The sequence below is a fragment of the Dongia deserti genome (genome assembly GCF_003574735.1).
Lineage (GTDB): Bacteria > Pseudomonadota > Alphaproteobacteria > Dongiales > Dongiaceae > Dongia_A > Dongia_A deserti.
Genome location: NZ_QORW01000019.1, coordinates 25143 through 38745, shown reverse-complemented (window position 1 = coordinate 38745; position 13603 = coordinate 25143). Strand labels below are relative to the sequence as shown.

The window sequence follows — 13603 nt, the reverse complement described above, 5'->3', positions numbered from 1 at the left end:
ACGCACATTCGTCCATACCGGCGGCCATGCGTGCGAATTCAACCGCCATCATGCAGCCGCCAAAGCCGCATACACCTGCCGCGTCGCCTCGCTGACGCAGCCCCAATTGAATCGCCGCGCGATCACGGCGCGATCCACGCGATACGTCTCGTAACTCGTCAGCAGCTTTCGCTTCAAGGCGTCGACATCTCCCACCGGGAAATAGTTCGTCGGGGCGAGCTCGATATCGAGATTCGGGCGGATATCGCTGAGCAGCACCGGGATGCCGAGATTGGCGGCTTCGAGCGCCGCGATCGGCAGGCCCTCGTGGCTCGACGGCAGCACGAACAAGGCGGCATTGCGATAGAGGACGCGCAGCATGTCATGAGGTTGGAAGCCGCAGAAACGGATGCGCTCGCTGGCATGGCGCAGGAGCGAGCGGGAGTAGTCGTCTTCGTGATCGGCCGCGCCGGCAATGGCGAGCTTGTGAGCCGGATCTGCCCCATGGAAGGCTGTGATCAGATCATGAAAACCCTTCTCTGGCACCAGCCGGCCGACACTGAGGATGTAACGCTGCGGTTCAAGCTCAAACTGGGCCAGGATCGACTGCTCATCCTGGCTCGCCTCGATCTCGGCAAACTCGGTCGCGCCGTTCGGGATATAGTGGATGCGTCCGCGCAGGTGCGGATTGCGGCGCCGCAACTTCTCCGTCACGGATTTCGATACGACGATGATGTGATGCGCCGCGGCGGTCGCGCATCGTTCGCCCAGGCGCAAAGCGGCCTTGCCGACGGTGTTCCACTTCTGCCGCTCGAAATCCCGGCCGTGGTGAGTGACCACCAGCTTCATTCCCAGCATCCGAGCGAGCGGGCCCAGCAGGGCCGGTCCGATGCCGTGAATGTGGAGAATTTCCGCCCGCAGCACGAAGCGCGCATACAGCACCGCTAGAGTCGTATTGCTGATGGCTTCGAGATACTTGTTCTTGATTGCGGGCAGCGGCACCACGCGGACGCCCTGGTACTTATAGGCGCCGCCCGGAATGTAGGGTGTCCTGCCGATGATGGTGATGTTGTAGTGCCGGGCGAGCGCTTTCAAGCGGGGGAACACCTGTTCGCAATGCGACTCGATCCCCCCCATGACTCCCGGGATACCGCGCAATCCGACGACGCAAACCCGGGTCTTATACATGCGAGCGACCGGCCCGCGATTCTCTCGCCCGTTGTCTTCCGGCAATCGAGCTACCTGCACCTTTAATTGTCCCTCCGTCCGACGCCATATCTCGGAGCCGCGCATTGTCCATCGGGATCGAAACGAAAAGCGGTGACCACTTGGCAACAAAGCCAACAGCGTCACCGCGCCGCAACATCACTGATGTTGCACTGCGGCAGCATTATGGCCAGCCACGAAATTTTTGCTACGGCTCAATGACTTGACACCGAAAAGTCACAGTTCGCCGTGCTCGATCCGATCCCGCCGGACCGCCGGGTAACAAGCCGCGAGGCGGCTCGCAGTTCCCGAGCGGTGTGCGGAAAGTGAGTGAGGATCAGGCGGCGCTGCGCTTGGATGAGCTCTCGAGATTCGGCAGCAGCCAGGTGACAAGGCCGATCACGGGCAGGAACGCGCACAACTGGAACACCAGCTCGATGCTGGTCACGTCGGCGAGTTCGCCGAGCACCGCCGCGCCGATGCCGCCCATTCCGAAAGCCAGGCCGAAGAACAGACCCGCGACCATGCCGACCCGGCCCGGCATCAACTCCTGCGCATAGACGACGATCGCCGAGAAAGCGGAGGAGAGGATGAGCCCAATCGGAACCGTCAGCACGACGACCCAGAACTCGTTGGCGTAGGGCAGAATCAGCGTGAAGGGCAGCGAGCCCAGAATAGAGAACCAGATGACCTTCTTGCGCCCGATCTTGTCACCGATGGGACCGCCAACGAGCGTACCAAGTGAGAACGCGGCGAGATAGATGAAGAGGTAGATCTGCGCCCGCTGCATCGACACGCCGAAATGCTCGATCATGTAGAAGGTATAATAGCTGCTGAGGCTCGCGGTGTAGAAGAACTTGGAGAAGATCAGGCCCAGCAGGACAGCGAGCGCGACCCCGACCTCGCGCCGCGTCAGCTGATTGAACTGGATGCGGCGCTGCCCCTGGCGTGTGTGAGCGACCAAGTGCGCGCGATACCACGCACCGACCCGCACGAGAACCAGAATCGCGATCAGCGCGACGAGCGAGAACCAGGCAATGGCGCTCTGCCCGCGCGGCAGCACGATGTAAGCAGCGGCCAGCGGCCCGATCGCCGACCCGAGATTGCCGCCGACCTGGAACAATGACTGCGCCAGGCCGTGCCGGCCACCCGACGCCAGTCGCGCAACGCGCGACGCTTCGGGATGGAACACCGACGATCCGGTCCCGATCAGTGCCGCCGCCAGCAGTAGCATCGGATAGCTACTCGCGTACGAAAGCAGCAGCAACCCCAGCAACGTAGACGCCATGCCGCCAGCCAAGGCGAACGGCCTCGGCCGGCGATCGGTATAGAGCCCGATCATCGGCTGCAGCAGCGAAGCCGTCACCTGGAAGGTGAGCGTGATGAGGCCGACTTGCCCGAAATCCAGCGCATAGCTTTCTTTCAGCATCGGATAGATCGACAACAGCAGCGACTGCATGGTGTCGTTGGTCAGGTGGCAGAAGCTGATGGCGACGAGGATGGCCAGCGCCGTCTTTTCCGCTGCCTTATCGGGATAGTGGCCGGCCGCCAGACTGGTATCGCTCATGGGCTCCGCTCAATTCGGCATGTCAGCGGGGCAGAATATCGAGCCGGATTTCTGCCTGCTTGCGAAGATGGGCCATTTACTTTCTCGAATGGGCCAAGCAAACTGCCGCCATGGTCAGGAACCTCGGCCCATCGATGCTGTATGAGGGCACGCCGCGTCCGGTCGTGGCCGTTGGCAACGACTACCCGCCGGATTTCGAAGTTGCACCCCATCAGCATCGCCGCTATCAGCTGCTCTATGGCGCGAGCGGTGTCATGATGGTCTCGACGGAGCACGGCGCCTGGGTCGTGCCGCCCGCGCAAGGCGTGTGGATTCCTTTCGGCATTCAGCACAGCGTGCGCACCATCGGCCCGGTCACCACCAACAGCATTTTCATCGAGCCGGACGCGATCGCCGGCATGCCGCCCTCCTGCAGCGTGCTGGGCATCTCGCCGCTCATGCGTTCCCTGTTGCTCGCCGCGATCGATCTGCCGCTGGAATATGAGATCGACGGGCGCGACGGTCTCATCATGGCGCTGCTATTGGAAGAAGTGCGACGGTTGCCGATCCTGCCGCTCTCGCTACCCCTCCCCGATGATCGAGAGTTGGCGCGACGCTGCCGCCGCTTCATCAAGGATCCGACCCCGCATGAGACGATCGACGACTGGGCGGAGAATCTCGGCCTCAGCCGACGGTCCTTTACGCGCCTCTTCAAGCGCGAGACCGGCATGAGCTTCGCTGCCTGGCAGCGCCAGGCCTGTTTGTTCTCGGCCCTGCCGCGCCTGGTCGCGCGCGAACCCATCACGCGCGTCGCCCTCGACCTCGGCTATGAAAGCCCAGCCGCCTTCACCACCATGTTCAGGAAGGCGCTCGGCATGCCGCCCAGCGAGTATGTCGCCGCTCACCAATAACCATGCCGCGCTCGCTGCAGGCCTTACCGCTGGAATGCCGCTCGGCTTGGCTAGTCCGCCGGCACCGATCTCGGATGTCGCCTATCGCTCAGCTGCGTGGCGGTCGGGCTGCAGCGCGGCGCTTGCAGCAAACCCCACCCGAAATGCGAATCCCGGCCGCGCGGACCGAGATCGCGGGCATTGGCCTGCAAGCGTGCGGTCGCCGCTGGGGGCGAAACGCCACAGCGCTGCACCATCCGCGCGATCGCGGCGGTCACGAAGGGGACGGCCAAGGATGTGCCGGAGGTGATTCTTGGTGATGTCGTCGTCAGGTCGACCCCGGGCGCCGAAATATCGATATAATCGCCGGTGTTGGCGTGTGGATAGGCATTGCCATCGATCGAAACCGCCGTGACCGCAAAGGCGGATTCGATGGCTGCCGGGTAGACCGGAGGGCCTGACGGACCGTGATTGCCTGCCGCAGCAACGACGACCGCCTCCTCGCGCGAGAGCGTCGACAGGGCGTAGAGCACCACGGCATTCTTCGTCGGCGACGTAATGCTGGCGTTGATAATTCTCACGCCAGATTTCAGCATCCAATCGACCGCACGTAGGAAGTCGGCACTGCTGGCCTTCGGGCCCTGCCTGCTGTTCTGGAAAATGCTCGCGTGAAGCAAGGTGGTTCCGCGCACAAGGCCTACCACTGACCGGTCATTTGATCGCCCAACCAGCATGGCCGCGATCGCCGTGCCGTGTGCCGTGTCGGCCGCCGGCGCTTTCCCGGACGTAAACGTCCGCGGCACAATGGCGGCACCACGAAGAGCCTGATGGGCAGGATCGAGAGAGCTGTCGATCATGCCGACGCGAATGGGCTTACCCACATCGCCATCATCCGACCGCCAGCCGATCGCCGCCAGAACCTGCCCTGGCTGGGCTAAAGGACCATGGAGTAGTCGCGCGTCCTGCGCGAGATAGAACGAATCATCCAGAGCGAGAACCGCAGTCGGAAAGTGCGCCTGCAGATCATTGAGCGCGACAACTGCCGCCGTGTGTTTCGGCAGCGCGACAATCACCAGAGAAAAATCGAGCGCCTCCAGGCGCTCGGTACTCTCCACTATGAAGCCGCCGCTAAGCAGGTATGATCGAAGCGCCGGTGATGGATCGGCGATCAGTATTCGGTCGGATCCATCGTCACCAACCTGGCTCGCTGCAGCCGGAAGCGCGGCGAATGCGACAGCCGTCATGAAAATGGCAACAATAGTCCGGCATGCGGTGATCACGTGGATCCACCACCCAAAGCAAGTGCGTTTGAGTCCTAGCGACGAACGGGTATGAAAAGAGTCGGGGTCCATGATCGGTTCCCCGCGCAGCCGCTACTTCCACGTGACGTCACATGCGCGTCACCGTAGGCATCGCAATTGTTGCCGCTGGCCCGGGAATTTCGGTGTGCATCTTGTCATTAAATCGATTTAAGGCTACGCTGCGCCCCACTTGAGCACGCTCAGGCACAAGGAGCGGCTGGGAGGATGGAAATTCATGGCTGATCGGCCGCTTATTCTCATCGATCCGCTGCCGCGGACCCTGGATGTGATTTGCGAACAGGACGTCCGCCGGCGCCTGGAGGCGCTCGGGCGCCTCGTCGTATCCGAAGATAAGCCCATGCCCGACGACATGGTGGATCGCCTGCTGCCTGAGGCCGCGATCCTGATCGGTCAGACCGCGATGCCAAAGGCGCGCATCGATCGCGCGCCGAATCTCAAGGCGATCTTCAACGTCGAGACCAACTTCCTACCTAACATCGACTACGAGCATTGCCAGGCGCGCGGCATCTGGGTGCTGAGCCCCACCTCCGCCTTTGCGCAGGGGGTCGCGGAATCCGCACTGGCCATGGCGATCGATCTCGCGCGCGGCATTACTGCCGCGGACCGCGTTTTCCGCGCCGGCGGCGAAGCCTATGGCCTCGAAGCCAATCGAGGCTGCTTCATGTTCGCCGGCGCGCCCGTCGGAATCATCGGCTTTGGCGATCTCGGCCGCACTTTGCGAGCCTTGCTGACACCGTTCCGCAATCCCGTCACGGTCTATGATCCGTGGCTGCCGGCGGAGGTGATCCGCGCCCATGATTGCCGGCCCGCGAGCCTGGACGAGGTTCTGTCGACGTCGCGCATCATCTTCGTGTTCGCGAGCGTGACCACCGAGAACCAAGGCTTCCTCGGTCAGCGCGAGCTGAACATGATCCAGCCGGGCTCCTGTTTCCTGCTGATGAGCCGAGCCGCGGTGGTCGATTTCTCGGAGCTGCTGCGTCAGGTGGAGAGCGGACGCATCAAGGCGGCAATCGACGTGTTCCCGGAGGAGCCGGTGCCGGCCGATCACCCGGTGCGCAAACTGGAGAGTGCGGTGCTCTCCGCGCACCGCACCGGCGGCATGCCGGAAGCGCTCTACCAGATCGGGCGCATGACGGTGGCGGATGCGGAGCTGATCCTGCGTGGTCTGCCGCCGGTGATGTGCCGGCGCGCAGATCCAGTCATCGCCAAAAGGCTGCGCTCGATGCCGGTCTCGATCACGTGAGGGCTCCGATGACTCAGCTGGTTAAAACGATTTTATGTAGCCGCGAAAGTCGGAGGGCGACTTGAACGACACGTCCCGGCGCAGCGGCAAGATTCCGACGATCCGCGATGTTGCGGAACTGGCGTCGGTCGCGCCGGCGACCGTCTCCAACGTGCTCACCGGCCGCCGTCCTGTTGCCGAAGAACGCAGGAAGCGCGTGCTCGCCGCGGTCGCGCAGCTCGGCTATCGGCCCAATCACCTCGCCGCGAGCCTGCGCCGGCAGGAGACGCGCACGATCGGCATCGTCATTCCCGATCTCACCAATCCATTCTTCGCTGCGCTAGTGCATCGGATCGAGGAGCTGGCGGCCGAGAGCGACTATCAGATCCTGCTCATGAGCAGCAACGAGGATGTCGAGCAGGAAGCGCATCGCGTCCAGGTAATGCTGGCACGTCAGACCGACGGACTCATTATCTCCCCGGCGCGCGACGACATTTCCGCCTTCGCCCACAGCGCCGCCGACCTGCCGCCGACGGTGCTGGTGGATCGCGGCTTCGGCCTCGCCGGGTTCGATACGATCGCGGCGGACAATTTCGACGCCGCCAAGCGCGGCTGCCAGCATCTGCTCGATCTCGGCCACGTCGACATCGTGCTGGTGGTGAGCGATACCAGCCTCGCGAACATCAGCGATCGCATCGCGGGCTATCGGGATGCACTGAGCGAGGCGGGCCTCGCGCACAAAGCGCGCGTCATTGTTGGCGGGTTCACTGTCGATGGCTGCCGCGGCACGATCGAGCAGGAGTTGCGGCGAGCCGACCGGCCGACCGCGATCTTCTCCGCCGCCTATATCGCGACGCTGGGCGCCATCAAGGCGATCCGCGCGCTCGATCTGGAATTTCCCGGCAATGTCTCGCTCTTGAGCTTCGATGATTCCGACTGGATGACGGCCTTGCGCCCCTATGTCAGCGCGGTCGCCCAGCCGGTAGATGAATTGGCCGCCGAATCCTGGCGGCTGCTGAAGCAACGGCTGACCGGAACCGGCGGCGAGCTTGCGCGGGTCCGACTGCCCTGCTCCCTGCATGTCAGGGAGTCCACCAGACCGCCATCGACCGCACAGCGGAAGCGGCGATTGGAAGCCACCACATAGAAACCAGCGGGAGGAGATGATGCGCATCAAGACAATCGCAACTGGAATGAGTGCGGCGCTGCTTGCCGCGATGCTCGCGACGCCGGCGATCGCCCAGGACAAGCCTGTTTTCGGCGTGCTGCTGAAGACCTTGTCCAATCCCTTCTGGGGCGCGATGGAGCAAGGCATCGAGGACGGCACCAAGGAAGCGAACGTCGAGTATTTCCTGCAGGCGGTCGAATCCGATCAGGCTGCCGAGCCGCAGCTCAACACTTGCAATACCATGCTGCAGCGCAAGCCGGCCGTGATGATCACCGCCGCGATCAACTCCACCATCCTGCTACCGTGCCTGAAGCAGGCGACGGAGATGGGCATCCCGGTGGTCGATCTCGACGCCAATCTCGACCATGACATCGCGGAGAAAGCCGGCGTGAAGATCGCTTTCACCATCGGCTCCGACAACACCGAGGCCGGGGCCAAGGGCGCCGACTTCATGGCCGAGCATCTCAAAGGTAAGAAGGGCTCGGTCCTGGTGATCGAAGGCCTCGCCGGCAACATCACCGGTCAGAAGCGCGCCAAGGGCTTCGCCGACCGGCTCGCCAAAGTGGCGCCGGATCTTAAGATCGTCGCCTCTCTGCCCGGTGACTGGGACCGACAGAAGGCCGCCAATATCACCAATGACACGCTGACCGCCAATCCGGATCTGGTCGGCATCTTCTGCGCCAATGACACCATGGCCCTGGGCGCAGTCGAATCCGTCTATGCGGCGGGCAAAGGCGGCGAGATCGCTGTCATCGGCGTTGACGGCAATACCGACGCGGTGAAATCGATCAAGGCCGGGCGTCTCACCGCCAGCGTCGCGCAGCTGCCCTATCTCGTCGGCAAGCAGGCCGTCGAGAAGGCGAAGACCCTGCTCGAGGGCGGCGAGGTGAAGAAGTTCACCTATGTCGACACCCTGGTCCTGACCAAGGAAGTGATGGAAGCGGGCACTGATCCCAACCTGCAGTACGTGAAGTAATGCAACCGGCTGCTGCTCCGCCGGTTCAAGCCGGCGGAGCAGCAGCCGCTTTTTCAAGAGCTGGCAATGGCGACAAACGACTCCTCGACAGCCGCCGCAGCTGGGCCGCAATCCGGCTTGCGAGCCATGCGCTTTTCCGTGCGCCTGGAATCGCTGCTGGTGCTCGCAGTCCTGGTCGTCGCGCTGTCGATCCTGTCGCCCTATTTCCTCAGTGTCTCGAATTTTCTCAACATCCTGCTGGCGACGGCCGTGATCGGCATTCTCGGGTTCGGCGCGACCTTCGTGATCGCGGCCGCCGGGATCGATCTGTCGCTCGGCTCGGTGCTCGCGCTGTCCGGTGTCCTCGGCGCGCTCAGCGTCAATGCGCTTGATCTGCCATGGCCGGTTGCGATCGTCACGTGCCTCGCGGTCGGCGCATTCTGCGGACTGATCAACGGCCTGCTCAATGCGAAGGCCGGAATCCCCGCCTTCATCGTGACGCTCGGCATGCTCGGCGTCGCGCGGGGCCTAGGCCTCGTCTTCACCAACGGCCAGCCTGTTTATGGCATGCCGGACCCGATCGTTTTCTTGGGCCAAGGCCGGCCGTTCGGCGTGCCGATGCCGGTCTTCGTCTTCATCGCGGTGGCGATCGTCGCGCATTTCGTGCTCGCCTACACGCGCTTCGGCAAATATGCGCAAGTGATCGGCGACAACGAGACCGCGGCGCGCGCCATGGGCATCCGCGTCGACCGGCACCGCATAGCACTCTATATGGTGTCCGGAACGCTCGCGGGCGTGGCCGGCCTACTGTTCCTGGCGCGCGTCAATGCTGGCGATCCGACCGCCGGCCTCAACTACGAGCTCACCGCCATCACCGCCGCGATCCTCGGCGGCACCAACCTGTTCGGCGGACGCGCCAGCGTGCTTGGCACCCTCATTGGCGCGCTGGTCATGGGTGTTCTGCAGAACGGCCTGAACCTGCTCGCGGTCTCGTCCTTCTATCAGCAGATGGCGATCGGCGCGGTGCTGGTGCTGGCGGTGTGGCTGGACCAGGTGAACAGGGCGCGAGGTCAGCGATGAGCCTGCTCGAACTCGACGGCATCAAGAAGCACTTCGGGCCGGTGCAGGTCCTGCTCGGCGTCGATCTCAAGATCGATGCCGGTGAGGTTGTGGCGCTGGTCGGCGACAACGGCGCCGGCAAATCCACGCTCATGAAGATCATCACCGGCATCCACAAGCCCGACGGCGGCACCATCCGTTTCGACGGCACGGATATCAGCGGCCATTCACCGGGCGAGATCCGCGAGCGCGGGATCGAGATGATCTATCAGGACCTCGCCCTCGCCCGCATGCAGGATGTCGCCTCCAACATCTTTCTCGGGCGCGAGCCGACCAGGCGCCTGCTCGGCACGCCGATCCGCATGATCGATCGCGCCCGCATCGAGCAGGAGGCAGAGGCGATGATCCGCAAGCTTGGCGCCCGCGTGCCTTCTGTGCGCCATCCGGTCGGCAAGCTGTCAGGCGGGCAGCAGCAATCCGTGGCGATTGCCCGCGCTCTTACCTTCAATCCCAAGCTCGTCATCATGGACGAGCCGACAGCCGCCTTGGCGGTGCGCGAAGTGGAGCATGTTCTCGATCTGATCCGAGAGCTCAAGCGGCAGGAGATCGCGGTGATCCTGATCAGTCACCGCCTGACCGACGTGTTCGCCGTGTGCGACCGCGTGGTCGCCCTGCGCCACGGGCGCGTGGTCAGCGACGAACACATCGCCCAGACCAGCATGAACACGGTGGTTGCCCACATCGTGGGTGCGGCTTAGTTGCCCCTATCCCCAGTGAGGGGAAGGTTGCGACCGGCGTCGAAGTCCATATCTAGCCTCGACGGACGCAATGGATTGCTGGCGCGTCAGCGGATCCGCTGGCCGCTGGCCGCGTCGAAAACGTACAAGTGCTCCCGCCGCAGTGCCACGCCGACGGTATCACCCTGATTGCCATGGATATCCTTCGACGCTTTCACCGTGAGCTTGTCATGCCCGATCTCTACGGTGACCAGCGTGTGATCGCCGATCAGTTCGGTCGTATATATCACGCCTTTCAAGGCCACATTCTCGGGAGCAACCACAGCGCAATCCTCCGGCCGCACACCCAGGATCGCCTTATCCACGTGCCCGCCGACCGGTGAGTCGATCCTCGCGCCGTTCGTCAGGAAATATCTGCCCTCGAGCCCGCCACGCACGATGTTCATTGGTGGCGAACCGATGAACTGGGCGACAAAGAGGTTGGCGGGATCGTTGTAAATTTCCGCGGGCGTCGCCAGTTGCTGTAGCACACCTCTGTCGAGGATCGCCACCCGGTGAGCAAGCGTCATGGCCTCGATTTGATCGTGTGTGACATAGATGGTCGTGATGCCGAGCGCCTGCTGCATATGCTTGAGCTCGGCTCTCATGTAGCCGCGGAGTTTCGCATCGAGATTCGACAGCGGCTCGTCCATGAGAAAGACCGACGGGCGGCGGATGATGGCGCGCGCCAGCGCGACACGCTGTCTCTGGCCGCCAGAAAGCTCGCGCGGGTAGCGATCGAGCAGATCGCCGAGCTGCACCTGCGATGCCGCATCTCGAATCGCGCTGTCCATTTCCGCCTTGGCTACGCGCCGCACTTTGAGCGGAAAGCCGATGTTCTCGGCGACCGTCTTGTGCGGATAGAGCGCGTAGGACTGGAAGACCATGGAGACGTCGCGGTACTTTGGGAGGATGTTGGTCACGTCGCGCTCCCCGATGACGACCCGGCCTGCCGTCGCGGTCTCCAGCCCCGACAGGATACGCAGCGCCGTCGTCTTACCGGACCCCGAAGCACCGAGCAGCACAAGGAACTCGCCCGGCGCCACGTCGAGATCGAATTGCTCGAGCACCTTCACCGGACCAAAATACTTCTGGACCTTGTCAAACTTGACCGGAACCTTCGGGCTGCCGGCTGGCATACCTACCCCTTCACCGCGCCCATCAGCACGCCCCTCGAAATGAATCGCGTCAGCAGGATCGCCATCAGAATAACAGGAATGATCATGATCACGATGACGGCGCTCATCTCCCACCACAGCACGCCCTTTTCACCCGCGTTCTTCGCCGCCACCATGATCGGCATGGTCTGCACCTTGGCGTAGGCCAGGAACACTGCGAACAGATACTCATTCCAGTTCAGGATGAGGATGAGCAGGGTCGTTGCGGCGAGCCCAGGCCGCGTCAACGGCAGCACGACATCCCAGAAAATGCGCAAGCGCGTGGCGCCATCGAGTTGCGCCGACTCCTCCAGCTCAATCGGCAGATTGGCGAAGAAGTCGCGCATCAGCCACACGACAATGGGCAGGTTCGCCACCGCATACACGACGATCAGCGCCAGGTGCGTGTCGAGCAGCCCGACGGCCTGAAACATGATGTAGATCGGGATGACGACCACGATGGGCGGCAGGATGCGCTGGGAGATGATCCAGAACAGGATATCGCCATTGCCAAGGCTGCGCACGAAGCGCGCTCCCAGCGTGCGCGCGAGAAAGAAGAAAAGGACCAAAGCCACAGATGAAGCAATCCACCACGGCACGCCCGCATAGTTGGTTGCCAGGATGACCAGAAGAAGAAGCCCGAGGAAGATCCCCACGTTGCCCACTTTTGGCCTGTATTGGATGCGGACCAGCGCGTAAGCCGCCATGGCGCCGACAACGATGCAGATGGCCGTTGCCGCGATTGAGATCACGATCGAGTTCGTGAACGCCAGGAAGATCTTGCAGATCTGCGGCTCCATGGGCTGGAGTGTCACGACGGGTGAAAGGATGAAGGCAAAGGAGTTGTAAGCCAGCAGACCTACCTGCCTGACGATGGAAGGCACGTCGCAGAACGGATCGCTGGTAAACTGGCTCCGCCAGGCGTCGAGCGTCGGTTCGAAGTCCAGAAATGGAACATAGAAGGGACCCTGGTTCACCGCAGCGGCGTCCTTGAAGGACGTGATGATGACCCAGTAGATGGGGAAGAGCACGATGACCGACCAGGCGACAAGCAGACCGTGGGCCAGCAGGCTTGCGGCAGGTGACATCTTGCCGACCGCGGGCGGCTCGAACACGCGCTCCATCAGGCTACGGTCGGCCTTGTCGAACCGGAAGGTTGCCTTGCTCATCCGCGGGCCCTTCGCAGCTGGCCAAGCACCACGTAGTTGAAGAACGAGGCGCAGGTTACGACGGTCAAAAGCAGCAGGAGGTAAGCCACCGCAGCTGACGTGCCGATATCATTGGCGCGCCAGATGTACATGGAGTGAAGCGTCATCGACTCGGTGGAGGATCCCGGCCCCCCGCCCGTCATGATGTTCGGGAGATCCACGATCTTGAAGGCTTCGATCATGCGGATCAGAAGCACCGTCACGGCAACCGGGACAATCTGCGGCCAAGTGATCTCCTTGAAGATATCGATGCCTGACGCGCCGTCCACCTGCGCTGCCTCGACATGGTCCCTGGGCACGTTCTCAAGCGCAGCCAGCATGGCGATGAAGATGAAGGGAATCCATTGCCATGAGTCGCAGACCATCATCACGATGCGCGCCGCCCAGGGGTCGGCGGACCAGACCCAGGCGTCCACGGTGGCCGCACCGAACAAGGGCTGAAACGGCCCCTTCGTGATGTCGGCGACCATTTTCATGGCGTAACCCACTCCCAAAGGGGTGATCATCAACGGAATGAAGAAAATCACGCGGAAGAAGTTCTTGCCGGATATCGGCTGCGAGCACAGGAACGCCAGGCCAGTGCCGATCACGAACTGCAGGGCGCAGCCCACAACTACATAGAAGAGCGTCGTGAGCAGTGTTCCAATCGGGTTGCCCGACAAGAGCGTGGCGCCGATGATCCACGCGACAAAGATGGCCATGGTGGCCGAGATGGCTCGGCCGGTCATGCCGATCCAGCTCGTCTTGCCATAAGACCGACGGAGCCACCAGAGCACGGCAGCAGTGACGGCCGCGAAGAAGAGCGTGCCAAGCGCACCCATCGTGCCGACCTTGCCGAGGAAATGCACCTGGTCGTTGCCGAAGAACTGCTTGGCGAAATTCTGGAACCAGACAAGCCGAAACTTCAAGCCCTCGCCGGTGAACCGGACGCGGCTCAGGGCGAAAACAATCGAATAGATGGTCGGGAAGATCGCAAAGATCAGAATGAGCACGACCGCTGGCGCGATGAAGAACGTGCGCGAATGGCGGTCGAGCCACTCTCCCCACCTCTCATGCGGAAGGACGCCAGCCGGGGAGTCCCCCGGCTGGACATCTGCGCCAGCATTCGGCATCGG

Annotated in this window: 12 protein-coding genes; 6 read left to right on the top strand and 6 right to left on the bottom strand. The window is 62.8% G+C overall.

The genetic code is table 11. From position 1 onward, the window contains the following. Window positions 1–48 precede the first annotated feature (48 nt). Window positions 49–1116, bottom strand: coding sequence for a glycosyltransferase family 4 protein (locus DTX69_RS23925; RefSeq protein WP_284736028.1), 1068 nt, complete (start codon window positions 1114–1116; stop codon window positions 49–51). A 406-nt stretch (window positions 1117–1522) separates the two neighbouring features. After that, complete coding sequence (locus tag DTX69_RS23920; protein WP_119304104.1) at window positions 1523–2752, bottom strand: MFS transporter; 1230 nt, start codon at window positions 2750–2752, stop codon at window positions 1523–1525. 110 nt (window positions 2753–2862) lie between these two features. Between DTX69_RS23920 and DTX69_RS23915 the strand changes: the two genes are divergently transcribed. After that, window positions 2863–3642 carry an AraC family transcriptional regulator gene (locus tag DTX69_RS23915; protein WP_119304103.1) on the top strand — a complete coding sequence of 260 codons (780 nt, stop codon included), beginning with the start codon at window positions 2863–2865 and terminating at the stop codon, window positions 3640–3642. Window positions 3643–3692: 50 nt separating this feature from the next. Here the strand turns inward: DTX69_RS23915 and DTX69_RS23910 are convergent, their stop codons facing one another. Beyond that, window positions 3693–4865: a S8 family serine peptidase gene (locus tag DTX69_RS23910; protein WP_162917510.1), complete on the bottom strand. Its 1173-nt coding sequence runs from the start codon at window positions 4863–4865 to the stop codon at window positions 3693–3695. 292 nt (window positions 4866–5157) lie between these two features. Here DTX69_RS23910 and DTX69_RS23905 point away from each other — a divergent pair, with 292 nt between their 5' ends. The 5 genes from DTX69_RS23905 (at window position 5158) to DTX69_RS23885 (ending at window position 10105) form a co-directional block, all read left to right on the top strand. Beyond that, window positions 5158–6186: a hydroxyacid dehydrogenase gene (locus DTX69_RS23905; protein WP_119304101.1), complete on the top strand. Its 1029-nt coding sequence runs from the start codon at window positions 5158–5160 to the stop codon at window positions 6184–6186. A 61-nt stretch (window positions 6187–6247) separates the two neighbouring features. Next, a complete protein-coding gene (locus tag DTX69_RS23900; RefSeq protein ID WP_119304100.1) occupies window positions 6248–7312 on the top strand; it encodes a LacI family DNA-binding transcriptional regulator in 1065 nt (354 codons plus the stop codon). Window positions 7313–7331: 19 nt separating this feature from the next. Continuing rightward, on the top strand, window positions 7332–8309 hold the full coding sequence (locus DTX69_RS23895; protein ID WP_119304167.1) for a sugar ABC transporter substrate-binding protein: 978 nt from the start codon (window positions 7332–7334) through the stop codon (window positions 8307–8309). Window positions 8310–8375: 66 nt separating this feature from the next. Further along, window positions 8376–9368, top strand: coding sequence for an ABC transporter permease (locus DTX69_RS23890; protein WP_284736027.1), 993 nt, complete (start codon window positions 8376–8378; stop codon window positions 9366–9368). After that, the gene (locus DTX69_RS23885) at window positions 9365–10105 is read left to right on the top strand and encodes an ATP-binding cassette domain-containing protein (protein WP_119304098.1); all 741 of its coding nucleotides are present in this window, start codon (window positions 9365–9367) and stop codon (window positions 10103–10105) included. The genes DTX69_RS23890 and DTX69_RS23885 overlap by 4 nt, the downstream gene beginning before the upstream one ends. A gap of 86 nt (window positions 10106–10191) precedes the next feature. Here the strand turns inward: DTX69_RS23885 and DTX69_RS23880 are convergent, their stop codons facing one another. Genes DTX69_RS23880 through DTX69_RS23865 form a run of 3 tightly spaced genes read right to left on the bottom strand, consistent with a single transcriptional unit; the run spans window position 10192 to window position 13600 of the window. Beyond that, window positions 10192–11262, bottom strand: a complete 1071-nt coding sequence (locus DTX69_RS23880) for an ABC transporter ATP-binding protein (protein ID WP_119304097.1) — start codon at window positions 11260–11262, stop codon at window positions 10192–10194. Between the two features lie 2 nt (window positions 11263–11264). Then, window positions 11265–12449 carry a carbohydrate ABC transporter permease gene (locus DTX69_RS23875; protein ID WP_284736026.1) on the bottom strand — a complete coding sequence of 395 codons (1185 nt, stop codon included), beginning with the start codon at window positions 12447–12449 and terminating at the stop codon, window positions 11265–11267. Continuing rightward, window positions 12446–13600, bottom strand: coding sequence for a carbohydrate ABC transporter permease (locus DTX69_RS23865; protein ID WP_119304096.1), 1155 nt, complete (start codon window positions 13598–13600; stop codon window positions 12446–12448). Before DTX69_RS23865 ends, DTX69_RS23875 begins: the two co-directional genes overlap by 4 nt. Window positions 13601–13603 lie beyond the last annotated feature (3 nt).

What these genes read in the sequence shown, in the direction of transcription:
- DTX69_RS23925 (WP_284736028.1), bottom strand. Translation starts at nt 1,116, where the DNA reads ATGGGGGGGATCGAGTCGCATTGCGAACAGGTGTTCCCCCGCTTGAAA.
- DTX69_RS23920 (WP_119304104.1), bottom strand. Translation starts at nt 2,752, where the DNA reads ATGAGCGATACCAGTCTGGCGGCCGGCCACTATCCCGATAAGGCAGCG.
- DTX69_RS23915 (WP_119304103.1), top strand. Translation starts at nt 2,863, where the DNA reads ATGGTCAGGAACCTCGGCCCATCGATGCTGTATGAGGGCACGCCGCGT.
- DTX69_RS23910 (WP_162917510.1), bottom strand. Translation starts at nt 4,865, where the DNA reads ATGACGGCTGTCGCATTCGCCGCGCTTCCGGCTGCAGCGAGCCAGGTT.
- DTX69_RS23905 (WP_119304101.1), top strand. Translation starts at nt 5,158, where the DNA reads ATGGCTGATCGGCCGCTTATTCTCATCGATCCGCTGCCGCGGACCCTG.
- DTX69_RS23895 (WP_119304167.1), top strand. Translation starts at nt 7,332, where the DNA reads ATGCGCATCAAGACAATCGCAACTGGAATGAGTGCGGCGCTGCTTGCC.
- DTX69_RS23890 (WP_284736027.1), top strand. Translation starts at nt 8,376, where the DNA reads ATGGCGACAAACGACTCCTCGACAGCCGCCGCAGCTGGGCCGCAATCC.
- DTX69_RS23885 (WP_119304098.1), top strand. Translation starts at nt 9,365, where the DNA reads ATGAGCCTGCTCGAACTCGACGGCATCAAGAAGCACTTCGGGCCGGTG.
- DTX69_RS23880 (WP_119304097.1), bottom strand. Translation starts at nt 11,262, where the DNA reads ATGCCAGCCGGCAGCCCGAAGGTTCCGGTCAAGTTTGACAAGGTCCAG.
- DTX69_RS23875 (WP_284736026.1), bottom strand. Translation starts at nt 12,449, where the DNA reads ATGAGCAAGGCAACCTTCCGGTTCGACAAGGCCGACCGTAGCCTGATG.
- DTX69_RS23865 (WP_119304096.1), bottom strand. Translation starts at nt 13,600, where the DNA reads ATGCCGAATGCTGGCGCAGATGTCCAGCCGGGGGACTCCCCGGCTGGC.